This window comes from Halohasta litchfieldiae (assembly GCF_002788215.1).
Classification (GTDB): Archaea; Halobacteriota; Halobacteria; order Halobacteriales; family Haloferacaceae; genus Halohasta; species Halohasta litchfieldiae.
On the sequence record NZ_CP024845.1, the window covers coordinates 2,730,636 to 2,749,966 of the forward strand.

The following is a 19,331-nucleotide window of genomic DNA, read 5'->3' on the forward strand; positions in this document are numbered from 1 at the left end:
ACTAAGTTTCGCTGACTGTCGCCGAGAACGAACAAAGCTATCAGCCGCCGCTTTGAGGAGCAGGTAATGAGTAAGGACGTGTCGACCCGCTCGCTGGTCGACCACCAGCGCGTGTTCGACCGGATCTGGACACAGTTGCCCGCCCAGCAGAACCGGACCTCCTCGTCGTGGTGGTGGTTCATTCTGTTTCCGGAGGGCGAGGAGGGGTACGGCCCCGAGCAACTGATGTTTTCGATTGCCGCGCGTGCGGGTGATCAGATTCGCGTTAACGATATCTCGATGCCGGGGCTGGATCTCGACCGCAGTATCAAAAACGGCGTCGACGAGTTCAGTGCGATCTCTGTGGGCTGGTACGGCGACGACGAGGCGGTCCACGAGGGAGTTGTCAATCAGCCAGCCACCGCGAGGCTCTCGGATGGCTCGATTTCGGCGTGGGCAGATAGCAAGAACAGCGAGGACGGCGAGCATGCCAAGCGTGGCGGCGAAATCCGGGCGTCGACTGACCGAGAGTTGGGACTTGAAGCCCATTTCGCCGGAGCAGGGGGCGAGGCAAAATTCGAGGCGTGGGGAGCGTTGGACAACCGCGTCGACTCGCCAGTGCAGGCGATGGACACCGACACGGTTGCTGGCGGGATGGATCTCGTCGCGTGGCGGCGAATGCAGTTCGAAGGCGAGTTCGATCTCCCCGACGGTCCCGAACACCTCGAAGGAATCTGTTACTTCCAGCGCGTCTGTCTCAATCTCCCGCTGTTCCCGTGGAAGTGGATCTGGGCATTTTTCCCGGACGGGACCGCGTTTTCGGCGTTTATCCCCTTCCTCGGCCCGCAGCTCCTCCGACAGGGGTACAACTTCTTTGATTCGAAGCGATTGGAGCGGTCGACGATTCCCATACGGCAGTCGGCACTCTGGGATTCGGCCACCGGTGACCAGCTCGTCGAGTTCGATTCGGCCACTATCGAACCGGTGTTCGACGATGACCCCCATCCGCATTTCGAGGTCGAAGTGAGCGACGGCGAGGGGAACTACGTTGAGTTCACGGCGACCAGCTACGGCCACGCCCGCAACTACATCGACCGCTCGATTCTGGGTGGCCTCACGGAGAGCCACTGGAGCTACAACGAGTATCTGTTTCGTATGGACGATTTAAAAGGCGAAGTAGAGGGACGATCCATCGACAAAGAGACGGTGGGCCAAGGGTTTGGAACGCTGGAGTACGCCTGTGGGCTGGGTCTCTGATTACGCGAAGACGGCTCCAAGTGCGCCAGCCAGCGCGCTGTCGACGGCGAAGATGAACGTCACGACGAGGCCACCGACCAACACGCCACCGAAGCCGAGCGCGCCGCCGAGTGGGCCAGCAAAAAGGCCGAATACACCGACGACGATTGCAAAGATAATCGTGAGGACGACGCCGGCGATTGATCCAGCCAACAGGCCGTGCCACGCACCGCTTGTCAGGCTCCCACCGGCGACGTAGCCAGCCGCCAACCCGCCGATGATTCCAGCCCCGATATGGCCGACAATCGGCGCGCCGGTCGCCAACACGCCCGCAATGACCATTACCACAAATCCGATGCCGACCGCTCGCCAGTTTGTCATACCGTATATAAGCAGTCGACGGGCAAAAGCACACGGACAGCCCACCGTGCCAATAGTTATTAACAGTACACCGGTTGTAGCCAACTATTCTATTAAATAAGGCCGCCTTTTAGCAGCTGAGTTAATAACCTTCGAGCAGCTAGTCTCCACTAATGACTGCAGATGACACTGACGACGCCACCCACGCCTGCTGTGACGACGACTGTGGCTCGTCGACAGAAACATCTGGGATGGAGAGCCACAGCGCCAGCGAGGGGACGCCAGCGAATGACGCGGGCGAAACCGTCTCGCTGTCGGTGCCGTCGATGGACTGTGCCTCCTGTGCTAACAAAGTCGACTCCAGCGTCTCGAAACTCGACGGGCTCAGCGAGATCGACCCGCGGCCGACCTCGGGGACGTTGCTCGTCAACTACGATCCAAAAGTGACGACAGTTGAGGCGATCCGCGACCGAGTCGAGGCCGCGGGCTACGAGGTTGAAGATGGAGACGAGCCACACGACCCGACCGCGGTCTGGAAAAGCAGCCGGGCGATCAGAACCGGCCTTGGCGCGCTCTTCATGCTGATCGGCGTCGCCTTCGAATGGCTTGTGCCGGGCGCAAATACAACCCTCGCAACCGTCTTTGGCGTCGACCTCGGCCTCGACTGGCTGGCCTACGTCGCCGCGGCCGCGGTCGCTGGCTCCGAAATCGTCCGCAACGGTTACTACTCGATTCGAAACCTGAGCCTCGATATCGACCTGCTGATGACCGGCGGGATTCTCGGTGCGCTCGCGGTCAACCTCCCGTTTGAGGCTGCCACGCTGGCGGTACTGTTCAGCGTCGCTGAACTGCTTGAACGCTACTCGATGGACCGAGCGAGGGGTTCGCTCCGGGAACTGATAGAACTCTCGCCGGAGACCGCAACCGTCCTCGAAAACGGCGAGGAACGCGTTGTCCCGGCCGACGAAGTCGCTGTCGGCGACCGTGTGGTCGTGAGACCGGGCGAGAAAATCCCCGTCGACGGGATCATCCAAGAGGGCCAAAGCGCCATCGATGAGTCACCGATCACCGGCGAGAGCGTTCCCGCCGACAAGAGCGCCGGCGACGAAGTGTATGCTGGAAGCCTCACGGAGGGTGGCTATCTCGAAATCGAGACGACCGCACCCGCCGACGAGTCGACCATCGCCCGCGTGATCGAACTCGTGGAGGCCGCCGAGGGCAAGCAGACCGACACCGAACAGTTCGTCGACCGCTTTGCGGCGGTCTACACCCCGATTGTCGTCGTCGCCGCGTTGGCGACAATGGCGATCCCACCCCTCGTGTTCGGCGGGCCGTTCACCCAATGGTTCGTTCGCGGACTCACGCTGCTGGTGATCGCCTGTCCCTGCGCGTTCGTTATCTCGACGCCAGTCTCGGTCGTTTCGGGGCTGACGAGCGCAGCCCGCAACGGGGTCCTAATAAAAGGCGGAACGCATCTCGAAGCCATGGGTGAGGTCGAAGCGGTCGCGGTCGACAAAACCGGGACGCTCACCACGGGCGACCTCGGCGTGACCGACGTGATTGCGCTCAACGGCAACAGCGACACAGACGTGTTGGCCTGCGCCGGAGCCATCGAGGCCCGAAGCGAGCATCCGATCTCCGATGCCATCGTCGACCACGCCAACCGCCTCGTTGGAGACCAAACCGGCCGGAAAGTGACGAATTTCGAGGCGATCACAGGCGAGGGTGTCCGTGCAGATCTCGATGGAACCACTCACTACGCTGGGAAACCTGCACTGTTTGCTGATCTCGGGTTTGATCTCGAACACGCCCACCTCGAAACCGATGGCGGCCTCACAGAACACGAAGAGGAAGCTACGCTGCAGGACGAACTCTCATCCTGCGACCACGGAAGCTACGTCGACCTCGTCTCGGAGACGATTCCCCGACTCCAAGCCGAGGGCAAAACGGTCGTCCTCGTCGGTACCGAAGACGAGTTGGAGGGCGTCATTGCGATTGCGGATACGGTGCGCCCGGAGGCCGCGTGGGCCGTCGACCGGCTTAAAAAGGCGGGTATCGAGCGGGTCGTCATGCTGACCGGTGACAACGATCGCACGGCGCAGGCGATTGGCCGCGAGGTCGGCGTCGACGAGGTGCGGGCAGATCTCCTGCCCGAGCAGAAAGTAGAGGCGGTCCGTGAACTGCGGGAAGCCCACGAGGGCGGCGTGGCGATGGTCGGCGACGGGATCAACGACGCCCCGGCGTTGGCGACTGCGTCGGTCGGGATTGCGATGGGTGCGGCCGGGACCGATGCCGCCTTAGAGACCGCCGACATCGCGCTGATGGCCGACGACCTGACGCGGCTGCCGTACCTCTATGAGCTGTCGACGACTGCCAGCGGCGTCATCAGACAGAACATCTGGTCGAGCCTCGGCGTGAAACTCCTGCTCGCGGTCGGCGCACCGCTGGGGTATGTCTCGGTACTGATGGCGATTGTCATCGGTGACATGGGAATGAGCCTCGGCGTCACCGGCAACGCGATGCGACTGGCCGGCGTCGAACCCGAAGAGCCGGAGTCGACGGCCACCGGATAGTATCGCGATACTGTCTCGTCTGTTTCTGATTGTAATGTGTACCCATAGCACGAATCCGCGAGAGTCTTACTGCTTGAGCACCCACCTCTAGACGTGGATACGACTCGCCTCAAACACACACTCACCGAGGAGTTCGACGGCAGCGAGGCCGAACTCCGCGTCGTGACCCGACAAGTCCGAGACCTCGTCGACTCCGGGCAGATCGCTTCCGACCGCGGCCAAGCGCTGACCGTCGACGAACTCGTCACCCATCTCGAAGACGCCCCTGATGAGTCGGATCTCATCGAGCGATGGAACTGGTGGATGGGTGCGCTGGATGTCGCCTACGGCGGCTACGAGCGGTTTTCGGTGCGCTTCGTCAGAGACGAACCGGGTGTGAACACGTAGCGATTGTCCGCCCTCCTCGCGGCCCCTGTAGCGCTAGCTGGCGCGGTCGACAGCGATTCTCGACGGTCAGCGATCACGCATAATCGAACCGATGGATGAAAGCGTCTTCGGCGGCTGGAAACCAGTAATGGATCTGCAGTTTCTCGGGGGTGCTGGCGAGGTCGGCCGGAGTGCGATCCTCGTCAACGACTCTCTCTTGTTGGATTACGGCTCGCTGACTGCGAACCCGCCCCAGTACCCCGTCGGCAACGTCGACCCCGAAGCCGTCGTCGTCTCTCACGGCCATCTCGATCACGTCGGTGCGATTCCCTCACTGCTCTCAGGCTCCAGTCGACCCGAAATTCACTGGACACCACCGACTGCCGAACTCGCCCGCATCCTCGCGCGTGATACGCTCAAACTCCATGGCGGGACGATGCAGTGCCCCTTCACCGAGACGGATGTCGCCCGAATGGGCGAGGTCGACACCCGCCATGGCTACGGTGAAACCTTCGACGCGGCGGGCCACGAAATTACCCTTTATAATGCGGGCCATATCCCCGGCTCGGCACACGTGCTGGTCGACGATGGCGAGACCCGACTCTTGTATACGGCTGATTTCCATACTGACGATACGCGGCTCTTGAGCGGGTCGACAGCCCGGCCCGAGGCGGACGTAGTGCTCTGTGAGTCGACCTATGCGAACGTGAGCCACGACGAGCGGTCGGACGTCGAATCGCGGTTTGCCGAGACGGCCAAAACCACGATGTGGGAGGGCGGGACGGTTGTCGTGCCGGCGTTTGCGATTGGCCGGACCCAAGAGTTGCTCATGGTGTGTGAGGCACATGATTTGGAGTGTTACGTCGACGGGATGGGCACCGAAGTGCTGTCGATGCTGCGGCAGTATCCCGACTACGTGCGGGATGCCGACGCCCTCGGTCGGGCTGCACGCCACGCCCGCGAGGTCACCGGCCGCGATGGCCAGCGCAAGCGGATCGCCGATCAGAACACGGTAATCGTCACGACAAGCGGGATGCTCAGCGGTGGGCCAGCGATGACCTACATTCCCGAGATTCGGACCAATCCGGTGAATCGGATCTCGCTGACGGGGTATCAGGTCGAGGGGACGCCGGGGCGAGAGCTGCTGGAGACGGGCCGCTGTGAACTCAATGGTGGGATCTATCCGGTGTCAGCCCAGACGGACTTGTTCGACTTCTCGGCGCATGCGGATCACGAGGGGTTGCGTGGGTTTCTTGAGCAATATGAGGGGTCGACGGTGCTCGTAAATCACGGCGATTCGTGTGCGGCGTTTGCCGAGGAGTTGCGTGAAGATGGGTTCGAGGCGGAGGCTCCGGAACTCGGCGAGACGGTGGAGTATTGACCGATGTTACTGGCCGATTTATTTATAATAGAGTTCTACTTTATTATTTACTTCAGTCGAATCAGGAATACGCTAGATGTCTTAATAGCCAGATACACATACTATGGCTAAATTTAACCTGTTAGGAAATATGGAATACATATGTCTCTATCAAGTGATCTTAATCTAGAATTAGCTTGGGAGAAAACTAAAAGGAATCTGTCCCGGAATGACAAAATATTCATTAATAATCCTTATATTACTGAAATTATTGACCATGATCGAAGCGAATACATAGAACAACTCTCGCAAAAACTTGACAGTGGTTATTCCCCATCAGATTCACGTACTGTTAGTTTTCCTAAAAAAGATTGGAATGTTCGTCCTGCTAGTGTTCTAAAAATTACTGATCTAACCATCTACTCAGCGATTATCATCGAGCTTTATGATGATATTCGGAGCGAAATACAGTGGTCAGCACAAGACCGACGTTTTTCTAGAATTTTGCTTGATGATATTAGTGAGAATAGCTATTGGATGGAAAATCCATTTAAATCTTGGAAGCAGTGGAATGAGAAGAGTCAAACACTTTATAATGAATATGAATATGTACTTTCAACAGATATATCGTCTTATTTTGAGAATGTCGAACATCGAATATTAGACTCAAATCTGAGAGAGATAACTGATAACGAGAAATTAAGAGATCTACTTTGGAAATTTCTTGCACGATGGAATCGTCCAAAGGGTCGTGGACTACCACAAGGTTACTACCCCTCTAATATTCTTTCAGAGCTATATTTAAACAGAATAGATAAGAGAATTAAATCAGAAGGTTACGATCACACTCGATATGGAGATGATTTAAAAATATATTGTCGAAATAGAAATGATGCAATAAATATGCTAAATAAGTTGTCAGAATTGTATAGAAATAAGGGTCTGTATATAAATAAAAGTAAAACAGAAATCTTGACTTCTAAAGAGGCTAAGAGAAAGTTCAAAGATCCGAGAGAGATTATTAAACAGTTACAGCCAAAAATAGTTGACAGAATAAGACAGGAACGTGAAGACCGGAGGAAGAAAATTAAAGCCAAAAGAGATAAAGATTCATCAGATAGTAGAAATTATATACCGTACACAGATGGCGGTGAAATAGATGAATCAGACATTAGAGAAGATGAAGAAATAATTCTTTTAGGGAATGCTTTTAAGAAGCATATTGAAGATTCTGACCTAGATAATAAAAGTTTGTTTAATTATTTAGTAAGGAACTTGGGAGATGTTAACAGCCATTATGCTGTGCCATATTGTCTTGATAGAATAAAAGACGGTAGAACACAGATAAGAAGAATTGTTGATAAGTATTTCTCCAAGTTAAATAATCGGGATGAAATTGCTAATAAATTGATTAGCATGATTCTAAATGAAGAGATTATCTATGAATTTCAGAAATTTGTTATTGTTCGATGGATATTTCAGAGTAATATTAAAACAAAGAAGACAATATCTGGGATGCGAAGACTATTCAGAGAACCTCAACAAATCCCCGAAACTAGAAACTATATAATAGCATATTTAGGCAAATACGGTGATAAAACAGATGTTGAGACAATATCAGAAGAGTATCCTAAATCAAATAATCCTGTTCAAAAATCAATTATTTTAATCGCTATTCGGGATATGGACCCTGAAATAAGAGGTGCCTTTTATAATCAAGCTAGTAAAGACCACCAATATTGCAAGTCATCTGTAGCTCTTGCAAAGAATATTTCCGGCTGAACAGAATTTAGATCGTTACTTTTTAATTTGAAATATTAAATTAGTGTCTGATTCTACGTATTCTATTATTTGATAGCAGTGCTGACTCCCAGTCGACCACCCCAAACCAGTCCCCATTCCTGAATCAGTGCTTTACCCCACCGGGCCCAATGCCAGCCTATGGCTGACCACAACGAACCCGACCTCTCGGCGGCCGAAAAGGAGGCCTTGCATGACATCCAGCATGCGACCGAACATCTGTATCAGGGGTTCGGCAACCTCATCGCGTTTCACCACAAAACCGGGCGTGCGATGGATAAGCTGGCTCAAGCCGAGGAAACCCTCCGCAAGGCGGGCCACGAGGAGTACGCCGACGAACTCCGCGAGAAGCATCTCCCCTCGGGTGCGGTCGACGACATGTGGACCTACGAGGTCGTCGACACCTTTCGGCACGGCTTCCTGCCGGAGATCACCGAGTTCGACGACCGGATTCGGAGGGATATCGCCGACGGCCACCACCACATCACTGAAAGCGAGCAGCAGGAGGAATGGCGCGACCGCGTCGACTGGGAACCCTAAGGCTCCAATCGACTACTCGTCGTCGCTCTCTGCGAGATAGGCGTCGACTTTCTCGGCGTATCGCTCCAACTCCGAGGCCAACTCGCGGGCCTGATCCGGCGTCAGTCGCACGCGGTCGGCGTGCGCTGGGAGGTGTTCAAGCTCCGCGTTGTCGAGTTCCAGCTCCAGTTTGACGTGGTCGGGCTTCTTGCGCGGCGCGGTGGCGTTGACGACTGCGTAGGCCGATTCGGTGAAGTCGTGGGCTTCGGCCTCACCATCGATCAGGTCCAGAGTCGTATAGGCGTTGACTGAGAGGAGTCTATCGGACATCGTGGCTGTGTAGAGGTGGGGCTGGCTCTTGAGGCTTTATCAGTTGGTAGGGCGAGCATACGGTATGGCCGTCGACCACCCAGTCATCGAACAGCGACTTGCGACCGTGGCCAGCGACGCGCTTGATGCGGACGTCGACTGGACAATTAAAGAAGCGGGCGATGGCTGTCGACTCGTGCTGCCGGATCGCGTGCTCGACATTAGCCAGCGCGATGGACCGGCAGAGACCGCCCGCTGGGTGCTTACACTGCAGGCTGATGGAGCGATTGTGAGCAAGTTCGGTCCCTACGAGTCGACCGAGGACCTCGTCGACCAACTCAAAACAGTCCTCACGAGCGACGTCTTCTATACGGTTTGTTGCGACGGATAATAGGAGAGCCTGAGGCTGGCAGTGGTTAGTCGTCAGCGGTGGGGGCTACTCTCGTCGTCGTCCCAATCGGCTCGGCGGTCCGTTCGTCGGCATCCAGCGCGGTCCACTCTAGTTCGCCTGCGTAGTGGAACGTGCCGTGGTTCTGTGTGGGATCGACAACCGTTAGCGAGAGCCATCCGTTGTCCAGCAGTTGCGTGACTTCCTCGTTTGCCGAGAGAATATCGGTCACACGGTCGACGGGCGCGTGAATCACCGTCGAGAGACGGAGCGGCTGGTGGTACGGCGTCTCGTCGTCGGCCATCACCGACTGGAGCGGCAGGCCAGTCAGCAGGTCGCCACCGTTGCCCTGATAGACGCCGACGTTGCCGACCGGGTTGTGGGTGACTTTTGACCCGCTGCCGAAGGTTGCGGTGTCGACGGTCGCGAAGTAGTACTGGTTGTTGATCCACTGGGTGACGACCATCGGGCCGGCCATGATCGCTTCGAGGGCCTCGCCGTCGGGATCGGTCGACCAATCGTAGGAATGGAGGAATGCGCGGCCGTCGAGATCACAGCCAGCGGTGAGGTCGCGCGGTCCGATGACGAACGACGCGTTGCCAGCCAGCCCCCATTCGGGGCGGGTCTCGGCCCAGTCGGCCGCACGGCGCTCGGTCTCTGTGAGGCCATCGGTGTCTGTGCCCATGGACTCGGCGCGTTCGGCGGCCGCTCCGGCGCGGGCTGTGTCGAGATCGGCCTGTAGCTGGTCGACATCATCAGCGTGGCTTTCTGGAATGTCGCTGGTGTAGAGCGTAATCTCGTCGGTCGTCGTGTTGTGCTCGCCAGCGAGGAACAGGGTATCCTCAGGAATATCATGTCCGCGGGCACGGAGTTCGTCTTTGACTGCCTCGTCGTTACAGATGGCCGCCAGCACGCGAGCGCTCGGTCCGCCGGGGTTGCCAGCGCAGGCCCCGCAGTCGAGGCTCGATCCGAACGGATTGTTCGACGTCTCGCTGGCGTGGCCGGTAAAGACAACGAGGCGGGCAAACTGCTCCCAGCCCATGAGGTCGAAGGCGGTTTCGGCGTACTCGACTTTCTCGTCGAGGGTTAGCCCTTCGCGGAGTTCGGTCATCGCGTCTGGGTTGTAGTCGACCGAGGGCTCGCAGAACTCGTGAGAGTGATGGGAGTGGTCGACGCTGTCAGTGAACGCCGAAAAGCGATCTGGCACCAGTGTCCGGGCGGCCAGCGCGGCCCCGTAGCCTGCGCCGGCGCTCTCGACGAAGCTAAAGGCGGTTGCGGCGTTGGATTTGAGTGCTTTGAGGACGTTGTGGCCCATCTCCGTGGTCTGCTGCCAGCGGTCGTAGGCGTCTCGTGTGGCGTCTGTCCCCGACGTCGGGCGGTCGGTGATGCGGTGTTGGGCATCCACGATTGGGGGACAGGCGTCGACTGTCACGTCCGAATCGTACCCTTCGTGGCGCATCGGGATGCCGAAAAAACCGGCGTAGCCGTGGGTCTCGTAGGCCCCCGTCGACTCGATGTGGCGGCGGATGATCTCCGAGCGCGTGTCGATACAGAACACCATTTGTGCATCCGGACGGCCACTGTCTTCTGCCTCGGAGAGCGAGCCACTGGCCTCGGCGACGACGTCGACCAACTCCTCGCGGTAGGTGCGTTCCCATGCGGTCAGCCAGACTTCGGCCAGCGGAACCTCGTCCCCTGCGGTGTCGGCAGCGTCAGTCCACTCGGTCGGTGGCTCGATGGGCGAACCAAGGAGGTTCGCGATTGTCAGGCGCACTGCAAGGTAGTCAACGAGGCTAATCGGATACGTCGACTGCCAGGCATCGTCGCTGTCGGCCTGCTGTTTGATCAGTCCAGTCCACCCCGGCAATGCGGTCAGGTGGTACTCGAAGATCGTCTCCCACTGGTCGACTGGGGAGTCTACGAGAACCTCTTCGATGGCCGCAACTGGCTCGTCGGGCCGGTCAGCAATCGAGCCACTGTTGGGTAGGTTGCGGTCGTGGCGAGCCACCGTACGGAACGCGGTATAAAATCCTTCCTCGCGGTTCGGCATCGGCCACTCGGTTTGGCCCTGATCGAGGAACGCCGCCAGCCATTTCGTCAGCAGGAGGTCGACTGCCTCGTCAGCGGTCGAGGCGGTGTCGTCGGTCGAATCGCCGTCGTCGGCTCTCGCCATCTCCATGCGATTCAACAGCGCTTCGGGATCGTCATCATAGCCGTAGTCGACCAACTCCTGCTGTAGCAGTTCGGAGTCGATCTGGCCATCGTTCCACGCCGCTCGAAAGACGTCGACGCTCGGGTAGCCATCGCTGCCGAACAGTCGCTCGGCCTCGGCGGCGGCCTCGTGGAACGGCTGGTCTTCGAACCCCGAAAGCGGGTTGGCCGTCACAAAGGAGTGGAGCGGCCACGCCGACCCGACCGTGGTTGCTGCGGCTTCGATGCTATCTTCGACCGTCGTTTCGTGGATCTGGCTTTCAGTACTCATTGTACTCCTCCGTGGAGGTCAGGATGGTTTCGGATGGTGGCTGGGTTGCGTTCAGCAACGCGACGTACAGTCGCTGGCTGCGTTGGTAGAGCCCGGTCTCAATCACAACGTAGGCAATCGCGAACGCAACCGCGACGACGCCGTGAACAGCCGTTAGCTCCGCCGGTGCTGCGACAATCGGGATGCCCTTCATTATGCCCGCGATGGCCGTGTAGGCTCCCGCGTACACCGCGATTGCTGGCAGGAAAACTAGCGGGATGAGGCCGTACCGCGTGGCCGCCGAGACAGACGTCTGTGCGAGGGCGTTCCGCGTTGCGTGGAGCGTCGTCAGCACGACCAGGAGGGCCAAGAGGAGTCCGCTGTCGACACTCAACCCCTTCCCGGTGAGAACCCCAAACAGGATGCCACCGACGACGGCTGTCAGTACGGTGACGAGGAAGCCGATAGCGCTCAGTGATCTGGGTTTGTGTTTGGTTTTCGTTGGACTGGTCTGTGTGACTCCATCGCCCGCCGAGAGGAACTGGTAGGCCTTATAAAATCCATGCAAAATGAGGTGGGTGATCGCCGCCCCGAAGAAGCCGAGGCCGGCCTGCATGATCATGAATCCCATCTGGCCCACCGTCGAACAGCCGAGTTGACTCTTGATATCGGGTTGTACTGATTTCAGGAACTTCCCCGAGAGGGCGCTTATCGCACCAACGACCACGACCAGCAGCATGAAGCGGGCGTCGACCGAGATCACGGGCGCAAAACGAACCAGCAGGACGCCGCCCGCGTTGACGAACCCGGCGTGCATCAGTGCTGAGGCCGGAGTCGGCGCAGTCATCGAGGCGAGCAACCACGTTTGGAACGGCACCAGTGCGGACTGGATCATCGCCGCACCCAAGAGTGCGCCCGCCGCGACGAGCCACGGTGTGAACGGAACGGTATCGGCGGCTGCCGCGATGCCCGAGATACTGGTCGCGCCCGTCGACACCCACAGCGTTGCGAGCGCGACGGTCAGGAGCCCACCGCTTGCGAGGAAATACCGGCGGGCCAGTCCGGCGGCGGCCTGTGCCTGTGGCCATTCCTGAACGTGGCCGATCAACTCGGCCATGGTGAGGCCCATTGCGAGCCACGCGACCGCAAACAGTGCGATATGATCGGCCGCAACCAACACCATCACGACCAGCGTGAAGCCGAACACGCCGGCAAAGAACCGCTCGATCTGCTGTTGGCCGGCCATATACCGGCGCGAGTAGCTGTGGACGATCCCACTGAAGAAGGTGACAACGGTCCACATCACAACGGTGAGTCCGTCGACAGCGACGACGCCTGAGATGCCCCACGTCCCGTCGGTCCAGAGCCGCACCCCGAGCACACCGAGCGTGGCGACCCACAGCAACCACACCAGCCGCGTGAGAACGGCCGGGAGAAGCGATTCTGGGTTGGTTCTGTTCGGGAGCTGTCCCACCGTCGTCAACTGATCCTGTTCTGTCATCGTTTGCTCCAGTGTCGACGGCCTGCTGCAACCGGTGGCTTCCAGAACCACCAGCGCTGCAGCAGCCCGGTCGTCTTCACTCATTGCTACGAACAGACTACGTATTAAATCCTTTTATCCTCCCAAACTGTTCGCTAAGAAGGCCATTAAAGAACATTATAGTCTTCGCTCTGGCAGGAACTAGTATCGGACTCAACGATAGGTTGCGTACTCAATAATACAGATTCCTGACGGAGACCGACTCGTCAGGGGGAAGTTGTGCATCGGGTTCGGTGTGAGCCACTGTTCGTGGGCATACGCCTTCTGTAACCGTATTGCTCCAAACAGTAGCTTATCTCTACCGTTTCGTTCGATATGGTGAGATAGGAACTCATATTGGGATGAAACTGGGTATCAGGGTATGGAACAGTTCGAGGGGACGATTCTCACGGGGGAATCGTTTGAGCCACTAGATGGCCGGATTATCGTCGCGGACGGGCGAATCGAGGCGGTCGAACAGATTGAGACGGCGTCGACCGACATCATCGTTCCCGCGTTCGTCAACGCCCACACTCACGTCGGGGATTCGGTCGCCAAGGAGGCGGGCGTTGGGCTCTCGCTCGAGGAGGCGGTCGCCCCACCGGATAGTCGCAAACACCGGCGGCTGGCAGCCGCCAGTCGGGACGAACTCGTCGCGGCGATGGGTCGGACGCTCCGGTTCATGGAGCAGACCGGGACCGCGGCGTTCCTCGACTTTCGAGAGTCGGGTCTCGACGGTGCCCGCGCCCTTCGTGCGGCCGAGGAGGGACGAGAGATCGACGCATTCATTTTTGGAAGCGACGACCCTGCCGTTCTTGATGTGGCCGACGGGTTCGGCGCAAGTGGTGCGAACGACGCCAACTTCACTGCCGAGCGCGCCGCGGCCCGCGAGGCCGGGGCTCCGTTTGCGATCCACGCTGGCGAACCGGACGCCACCGACATCCACCCCGCCTTAGATCTCGAACCGGAGCTGCTCGTTCATATGGTTCACGCGGAGCAATCACATCTTGACCGCGTCGACGCCCAATCGATTCCCATTGCTGTCTGTCCACGTGCAAACTGCGTCCTCGATGTGGGTCGACCGCCGATTCGTGAGCTGCTCGACCACACAACGGTCGCACTGGGGACCGACAACGTCATGCTCAATCCGCCGTCGATGTTTCGGGAGATGGCCTACACGGCCAAAACGTTCGACGTGACTGCTCGGGAGGTCTTGGGGATGGCGACGACCGCAGGCGCAGAGATCGCCGGTCTCGACTGCGGCGTCATCGAGCCGGGGCGACGAGCTGCCCTGCTGATTCTGGACGGCGATTCGGACAACCTCGCGGGAACTGTCGACCCACTACAGGCGGTCGTCAGACGGGCGACCGCACGCGATGTAAAACGCGTCGTGTTGTAATCGGCTTACTCGGTGTCGAACTTGCCGAACGGCTTCGTCTCGTGACTCCGGACGAGGACCTCGTCGGCGACAGTCAGCCCCATATCGAGCAGTTCCTGTGCAACTGGCGTGATGTCGCTGTCAGTCTCCCCGACAGCCGTCACGAGGAGGTTCTGCTCGCCTGTGACGAGTTCTTGGACGGAGACAACGCCATCGATATCGAGGATCTCGGAACTACGTTCGCCACGCTCGGGAATCGTGGCGGTACAGTACAACAACATTCGGAGGGGATACCCCGATTTCTGGTAGTCGACCTCGGCTTTGTACCCCTTGATTATCTCACTGGATTCGAGACGCTGGATACGTTTGCGAACCGTACTGTCCGAGGTCCCCGTTCGCTCTGCGATGTCGCCGGACGACATGTTGCGTGCGTCCTCTTGGAGCGCGTGGAGGATCGCTCGGTCGACGTCGTCGATCTCCTCGCCGTTCATACCCCTCCGTCTCACGGCATCAATAAAGACACTTTGGCTCAACGGAGTCGCAACTGTCGGGATTGTCTGCTCTGAAAAGGATGCTCGATCAGGGATTCGAACCCTGGTCCTCGGCTCGAAAGGCCTGTATTCATCAGCGAATGATGAGGTGTTTCGAGCGCATTCAATCTCGCCTAAGTGCGGTGTTTGGCCGCTTACAATAGCTAACACGTAACCTTACCACTTAAAATACCCAGATGATTGTCCACCTGCCAAGTCAGGTTCAAAGGATTATATTCCGAAAATGGATGATTTGTGATAGAATTGATAACCGCCCCTCAGAATACGTAGACTTCCACTTAGAAATTAGTGTTTCAGGAGTCGGTGCCCAGCCCTCAGAAAGGTTCTACTCTGTGACATCGATATTCTGGGTATACACAAATTTAATAACATATCTTTGTGTTCTTGTATTAGATGGAATATACTAGTTCTGATCCAACGACAAACGGTGTAGAGAGTGCTATCAAGAAAATGAATTGGGAGGAACCAGGAATGTATCGTGTTGAGTGGAGCAGTAGTGAGAAATGGGATTTTGACTCCGCTTATGCAGTTCAAGAATTTCGATTTGGAGAGGGAGCTAGAGCACAAATGTTGTTAATCGGGCCCCGTGGTGGAGAATATTTAATTGACTCAAATCCTACGGGACGGCCAAAAGTGATCCAACTCCGTTCAGATGGATATGAAAGTGAGGACCGACTTGCCGAAATTAAAATCTTCTCAGAGGATTTCAATTGGCGGCATCGAGTGCTGAGAGCTATTGAGGGTGCTACTGACAAAATCCCCGAACGATCTTAGAAGTTTAGAAGTCTAATAGAATATCGACATTTAAGCATTTTTAAAGAATACTATTCTAACATTTCGCCAAGTGATTTGACACCTTCATTAGAAAATATCTGTTCCGGATCAACCTCACGCAGTGGTGAATCTTGGGGTACATAGCTGTACAGTAATCCTGCGGATGCTCCGGCTATAGCCCCTTGTTTTGAGGTTAATGGAGATTCTGGTCGTTTTCCGAGCTCAATCCCAGCCTCAGCACCCTTCATAATTGTTTCTGGACTAGTTCTCTCAACTAAATGCTTGTATGACACCGGCATAATCTGCTCAGCCATATATCGTGAGGCACCAATACTAGCACCTACACGCTCAGAACTGAAATCAGCCATGTTGAATCGGCTACCGAGATCTGCATTGGCAAGTCCTCGATCCAGGAGTTCATCGGGATCAATTGATATTGAGTCTCCAGAAATAGTGTGATGTGCTTTGAGCGTTGTTCCCATCAATGTGGTTAGACCAACTGTTATTGGAGTTGAATAAGGGACAAATTTTGCGTATTGGAGTGCTTGCCCCCCTACTCTCAGTCCTGTTCGAATTGATTCGTACCAATCTACACTTTCTCGGTTGGTCCGGATATTATCCAAAACAGATCGGTCAATTACATCATTAGTAGTCTGATTTACTCTGTTCGTGTTTCCTGAATCCTGTGAAGGATCATCATGGTTTTTGCCACTCCGACCGCGAAGAGTTTTCACCTGATCAGATGTAACTGCCAAATCTTCTATAAACCTAACTGTACTATTGACATCCGAACGTTCTGTCTCCGGGTGAAGATAAATCTCGAATTTGGCATCTACAGTGGTTAATTTGAGTTTGAATACAACTTCGACATCACTTGTAACGGGCTCCGTATCCTCAGTAAACCATTCTTGGTGAGCTGGTGGTGATACGATCGCCTCAATATCAACTATTTTGGAAATTGGAGCGGAAGCTAAGTAATCCCCATCTGAATCTCCAAGGATGAACAAAACACGTTTGTCAGTTACGATGACGAATGGGCGGTACCCACTGTCAGCAATCATACCGTGAGTGCTTCGTTCATCTCGAAGATAGCGACTTTCTTCACGGTCTCGAATCACAACATAATTATTTGCTAAGAAGACGTAATGTGGTGATTCATCCGGTAGGAGATAACCAATTAGAGGTCGGTCGTAGCTTCGACGTTTTTCTAGTCGATCTTGAGAAAGGAGGCGAGAAAAGAATCCTGTCTTTTGGGCAGTCAACCGTTCAGTCGAAACAGTTTCTGACTCTGCTTGAGAGACGATTCTCTGGACATATTCATGATCCCACCAATTTGGATCCTCTGGATACGAAACTTGCCCAGTTTCGTGGTTGCATTCCGGGCATTCGCTGACAACCGACGGTATTGACTTCCCACATGAAGTACAAATATGCATTATTCACATATACTTATTGAGATATTTGTATGTGACGAATTACCTTTATTAATGATATCAATCGCCCTATTGTGTTGGCTGGGCTTGCCTACAAGAATGCACTCGGTCGTCCAGTCAAGTCCAGCAACCCGGTGAGGATCAGTTCAACATACGGGTGAAACACAGACATACTCGCCAACGCATCACACTACCAACTAGCGGGCACCCTCAGCGATGATACAGAAATCGCGTTGTGTATCGCCCGAAGTCTCGTCGACGAAGGCCTGTATTCATCAGCTAGTGATGAGGTGTTCAAGCGTATCCGAATGATTCACTGCAAAACACGTCGACACGATCTTTAAATTCCGTTTGTTGAGAAGATGTGAATTCGAATCCAGTTCCGCTAGATTCATTTTGAAACATATCTTTCCACGACGGAGTAATGGATCAAGTTCTAGGACGAAGCGTTAGACTTGGCACAACCTATGATTGTCATTCTGCATGATAATTGCACCACTCATACGCTTCCCTGAAAGTCCAAAACGTATCTGTGGACGAAATTGTTACTCTGTCCAGAAGCCTCGCTGGCGGTCTTCGATCTCGGTGAGAGCCATCGAAAGGACATCACGCCAATCGCGTGGATGTGTTGTATCAGTTCCTGGTGTCGGTGCATCCGGACCCGGATGGATGTGATCTAGCGTGTTATGAGTTGAGGGATGTCGGTCCCACCGATGATCGAAGGCATCGTCACCGTGGTCTTCGTGGTAATGCAGCGAGAAATCACCGTTCTCGTACCACGCAATCTCTAATCGGGACGTCTGAACGCTCTCAGGATAAAATGTAGAATCATACACGCACACCAACCGATCCGGTGCGAACTCGGGTTGTTCATCGATTCGACGAAACCGCCTGTCGGAACCGAATCGCTCTTTGATCACGGCCAGGCGTTCAAAATCAACCGGCGCACCACTCTCCTCGTCAGTCGGTCCGACACGGTCGTCCGTGTCAGTCATACGGCAGTCGATTGATCAACGTGATCACCAGCGCCACTCGCCAGTGCTCGTTCAAGCAACGTAATCCGTCGACGAGTTGTTTTCCACGCTGAAACTGCCTCCCACACATCCTCCACCGAACGATCAGTGTCTGCTGCAGCGTTCGTGAGTGATACGGCCTCGGGAACTGCAACATCGAACTGTTCGGTATACGCTTCGTCACGCTCGGTTTCGGTCTTCAAGAACTCAAGTAACCTCCCGGATGTGTACTGGTCTCGAAGTTTCTGCACGCGACGCCAGTTCAAATACGCTTGATTCCGCTGGTAGGTTGCTGGCGAGTCGGTGACCTGCTTGACGATTCCCATCCGTTCGAACCACTCTAAGTACTCTCGGGCAGCATCAACCCCGTGACCTGCGAGCTCAGCAACTTCGCTCGCCGTCGACGGGCTATCCAATCCAAGGATAGCATCGAAGAAATCATCGCGTGTTCGGTCTCCTCGAACAAGTTCTTCGGGTGGCGTCAGCGCATCGAAATCCGGCGACTTAACGCGCTCGTCAGCGTCTGTGGTCTGTTCGGGGCGCGGTTCGTCCATACCGATCCTAAACTCTAACACGGAATAAATCTTTGTTTGCTGGGAATAATCCGGTTACAACAGTCTTTGAATATCAATACACAACCTGTCGACTATTCTTATACAATTACTAACCGTAGTATTCAGTATGGGTTCTACACCGAAATGGTTCACCACAAAAATTATCAGGTAGAACTCAAATTTTATTTACATTTCATAGGTATGAATCCAATCAGGCAATCACACGCTCTTTTGAGACGTTTCCAGTGTTTTTGAGACGTTTTGTGGAACTACACAATAAACACGGTTTGAATCACTTGTACGAGACAAGTTGTGAGGTGCTTTTGAGACGAATAAACTGTTTTTGGAACATTATTCGTGGATGATGAGTAATCTCCTTCTCTGAGAGTCCAATCTTTGGGTGTTCAAACAGATTTTCTGCCAGCTAAATGTTCCAAATAGCTCTTAAATTCTGTTTTGGTACATTAGATTTGAGGATATTTATCCGTATACATGTGTCACTGAGAGCTTGGTGTTGTCCGGTTGTTGATCTTCGTATGTAGAGGGTGTTTTTATTGGTCGTTTGATGTGTATTATTGTGGACTGGTTTGCTTAGCAGGGCCTGAGTGAGACTAGTCTGAATTCGTGTGAGAATACTTGGTATGGAAGCAATCGGAGTCAACTACCCTACCCTGAGCGCCTGCAGCGCTCTGAGAGTGGGGCTTGCGTGCGGCTTCTCGGGATAGGATTCATCTCGACGAAAGACGTTTGTGGCGCAC

Annotated in this window: 17 protein-coding genes; 9 read left to right on the forward strand and 8 right to left on the reverse strand. The window is 55.4% G+C overall.

Annotated elements, in window-relative coordinates; all coding sequences use genetic code 11:
- The first annotated feature begins 66 nt into the window (after window positions 1–66).
- Complete coding sequence (locus HALTADL_RS13790; RefSeq protein WP_089673210.1) at window positions 67–1,236, forward strand: hypothetical protein; 1,170 nt, start codon at window positions 67–69, stop codon at window positions 1,234–1,236.
- Here HALTADL_RS13790 and HALTADL_RS13795 read toward each other — a convergent pair whose 3' ends face one another.
- The gene (locus HALTADL_RS13795) at window positions 1,237–1,596 is read right to left on the reverse strand and encodes a DUF5518 domain-containing protein (RefSeq protein WP_089673211.1); all 360 of its coding nucleotides are present in this window, start codon (window positions 1,594–1,596) and stop codon (window positions 1,237–1,239) included.
- Between the two features lie 152 nt (window positions 1,597–1,748).
- Between HALTADL_RS13795 and HALTADL_RS13800 the strand changes: the two genes are divergently transcribed.
- The 5 genes from HALTADL_RS13800 (at window position 1,749) to HALTADL_RS13820 (ending at window position 8,214) form a co-directional block, all read left to right on the forward strand.
- Window positions 1,749–4,148: a heavy metal translocating P-type ATPase gene (locus HALTADL_RS13800; RefSeq protein WP_089673212.1), complete on the forward strand. Its 2,400-nt coding sequence runs from the start codon at window positions 1,749–1,751 to the stop codon at window positions 4,146–4,148.
- 93 nt (window positions 4,149–4,241) lie between these two features.
- Complete coding sequence (locus HALTADL_RS13805; protein WP_089673213.1) at window positions 4,242–4,535, forward strand: hypothetical protein; 294 nt, start codon at window positions 4,242–4,244, stop codon at window positions 4,533–4,535.
- A gap of 127 nt (window positions 4,536–4,662) precedes the next feature.
- The gene (locus tag HALTADL_RS13810) at window positions 4,663–5,895 is read left to right on the forward strand and encodes an MBL fold metallo-hydrolase (RefSeq protein WP_089673227.1); all 1,233 of its coding nucleotides are present in this window, start codon (window positions 4,663–4,665) and stop codon (window positions 5,893–5,895) included.
- Window positions 5,896–6,036: 141 nt separating this feature from the next.
- A complete protein-coding gene (locus tag HALTADL_RS13815) occupies window positions 6,037–7,656 on the forward strand; it encodes an RNA-directed DNA polymerase (protein WP_089673214.1) in 1,620 nt (539 codons plus the stop codon).
- Window positions 7,657–7,815: 159 nt separating this feature from the next.
- Window positions 7,816–8,214: a hypothetical protein gene (locus HALTADL_RS13820; protein WP_089673215.1), complete on the forward strand. Its 399-nt coding sequence runs from the start codon at window positions 7,816–7,818 to the stop codon at window positions 8,212–8,214.
- A gap of 12 nt (window positions 8,215–8,226) precedes the next feature.
- Here HALTADL_RS13820 and HALTADL_RS13825 read toward each other — a convergent pair whose 3' ends face one another.
- A complete protein-coding gene (locus HALTADL_RS13825) occupies window positions 8,227–8,523 on the reverse strand; it encodes a DUF6360 family protein (protein WP_089673216.1) in 297 nt (98 codons plus the stop codon).
- Between the two features lie 64 nt (window positions 8,524–8,587).
- Between HALTADL_RS13825 and HALTADL_RS13830 the strand changes: the two genes are divergently transcribed.
- Window positions 8,588–8,893 (forward strand): hypothetical protein, encoded by a 306-nt coding sequence (locus tag HALTADL_RS13830; protein WP_089673217.1) that lies wholly within the window; start codon window positions 8,588–8,590, stop codon window positions 8,891–8,893.
- Window positions 8,894–8,918: 25 nt separating this feature from the next.
- On the opposite strand, the gene HALTADL_RS13835 is transcribed toward HALTADL_RS13830, so the two are convergent.
- Both HALTADL_RS13835 and HALTADL_RS13840 read right to left on the reverse strand, forming a co-directional pair.
- A complete protein-coding gene (locus HALTADL_RS13835) occupies window positions 8,919–11,372 on the reverse strand; it encodes a DUF2309 domain-containing protein (protein ID WP_089673218.1) in 2,454 nt (817 codons plus the stop codon).
- Window positions 11,362–12,852: a proton-conducting transporter transmembrane domain-containing protein gene (locus tag HALTADL_RS13840; RefSeq protein WP_089673219.1), complete on the reverse strand. Its 1,491-nt coding sequence runs from the start codon at window positions 12,850–12,852 to the stop codon at window positions 11,362–11,364. Before HALTADL_RS13840 ends, HALTADL_RS13835 begins: the two co-directional genes overlap by 11 nt.
- A 400-nt stretch (window positions 12,853–13,252) precedes the next feature.
- Between HALTADL_RS13840 and HALTADL_RS13845 the strand changes: the two genes are divergently transcribed.
- Window positions 13,253–14,269, forward strand: a complete 1,017-nt coding sequence (locus tag HALTADL_RS13845; RefSeq protein ID WP_089673220.1) for an amidohydrolase family protein — start codon at window positions 13,253–13,255, stop codon at window positions 14,267–14,269.
- Between the two features lie 5 nt (window positions 14,270–14,274).
- Here HALTADL_RS13845 and HALTADL_RS13850 read toward each other — a convergent pair whose 3' ends face one another.
- On the reverse strand, window positions 14,275–14,739 hold the full coding sequence (locus HALTADL_RS13850; protein WP_089673221.1) for an Lrp/AsnC family transcriptional regulator: 465 nt from the start codon (window positions 14,737–14,739) through the stop codon (window positions 14,275–14,277).
- Between the two features lie 453 nt (window positions 14,740–15,192).
- Between HALTADL_RS13850 and HALTADL_RS17455 the strand changes: the two genes are divergently transcribed.
- Window positions 15,193–15,573, forward strand: a complete 381-nt coding sequence (locus tag HALTADL_RS17455) for a hypothetical protein (RefSeq protein WP_143054172.1) — start codon at window positions 15,193–15,195, stop codon at window positions 15,571–15,573.
- Window positions 15,574–15,623: 50 nt separating this feature from the next.
- Here HALTADL_RS17455 and HALTADL_RS17460 read toward each other — a convergent pair whose 3' ends face one another.
- The 3 genes from HALTADL_RS17460 to HALTADL_RS13865 form a co-directional block, all read right to left on the reverse strand.
- Window positions 15,624–16,634 (reverse strand): hypothetical protein, encoded by a 1,011-nt coding sequence (locus HALTADL_RS17460; RefSeq protein ID WP_143054173.1) that lies wholly within the window; start codon window positions 16,632–16,634, stop codon window positions 15,624–15,626.
- A 917-nt stretch (window positions 16,635–17,551) separates the two neighbouring features.
- On the reverse strand, window positions 17,552–18,001 hold the full coding sequence (locus HALTADL_RS13860; RefSeq protein ID WP_089673222.1) for a hypothetical protein: 450 nt from the start codon (window positions 17,999–18,001) through the stop codon (window positions 17,552–17,554).
- Entirely contained in the window at window positions 17,998–18,573 is a 576-nt protein-coding gene (locus HALTADL_RS13865; protein ID WP_089673223.1) for a DUF7342 family protein, read from the reverse strand. Before HALTADL_RS13865 ends, HALTADL_RS13860 begins: the two co-directional genes overlap by 4 nt.
- Between the last annotated feature and the right edge of the window lie 758 nt (window positions 18,574–19,331).

Bases quoted from the DNA above. Each gene is read 5' to 3' on its own strand.
- HALTADL_RS13835 (WP_089673218.1), bottom strand. From the start codon at position 11,372: ATGAGTACTGAAAGCCAGATCCACGAAACGACGGTCGAAGATAGCATC.
- HALTADL_RS13845 (WP_089673220.1), top strand. From the start codon at position 13,253: ATGGAACAGTTCGAGGGGACGATTCTCACGGGGGAATCGTTTGAGCCA.
- HALTADL_RS13815 (WP_089673214.1), top strand. From the start codon at position 6,037: ATGTCTCTATCAAGTGATCTTAATCTAGAATTAGCTTGGGAGAAAACT.
- HALTADL_RS17460 (WP_143054173.1), bottom strand. From the start codon at position 16,634: ATGATTGCTGACAGTGGGTACCGCCCATTCGTCATCGTAACTGACAAA.
- HALTADL_RS13790 (WP_089673210.1), top strand. From the start codon at position 67: ATGAGTAAGGACGTGTCGACCCGCTCGCTGGTCGACCACCAGCGCGTG.
- HALTADL_RS13795 (WP_089673211.1), bottom strand. From the start codon at position 1,596: ATGACAAACTGGCGAGCGGTCGGCATCGGATTTGTGGTAATGGTCATT.
- HALTADL_RS13850 (WP_089673221.1), bottom strand. From the start codon at position 14,739: ATGAACGGCGAGGAGATCGACGACGTCGACCGAGCGATCCTCCACGCG.
- HALTADL_RS17455 (WP_143054172.1), top strand. From the start codon at position 15,193: ATGGAATATACTAGTTCTGATCCAACGACAAACGGTGTAGAGAGTGCT.
- HALTADL_RS13860 (WP_089673222.1), bottom strand. From the start codon at position 18,001: ATGACTGACACGGACGACCGTGTCGGACCGACTGACGAGGAGAGTGGT.
- HALTADL_RS13830 (WP_089673217.1), top strand. From the start codon at position 8,588: ATGGCCGTCGACCACCCAGTCATCGAACAGCGACTTGCGACCGTGGCC.
- HALTADL_RS13865 (WP_089673223.1), bottom strand. From the start codon at position 18,573: ATGGACGAACCGCGCCCCGAACAGACCACAGACGCTGACGAGCGCGTT.
- HALTADL_RS13810 (WP_089673227.1), top strand. From the start codon at position 4,663: ATGGATCTGCAGTTTCTCGGGGGTGCTGGCGAGGTCGGCCGGAGTGCG.
- HALTADL_RS13840 (WP_089673219.1), bottom strand. From the start codon at position 12,852: ATGACAGAACAGGATCAGTTGACGACGGTGGGACAGCTCCCGAACAGA.
- HALTADL_RS13825 (WP_089673216.1), bottom strand. From the start codon at position 8,523: ATGTCCGATAGACTCCTCTCAGTCAACGCCTATACGACTCTGGACCTG.
- HALTADL_RS13800 (WP_089673212.1), top strand. From the start codon at position 1,749: ATGACTGCAGATGACACTGACGACGCCACCCACGCCTGCTGTGACGAC.
- HALTADL_RS13820 (WP_089673215.1), top strand. From the start codon at position 7,816: ATGGCTGACCACAACGAACCCGACCTCTCGGCGGCCGAAAAGGAGGCC.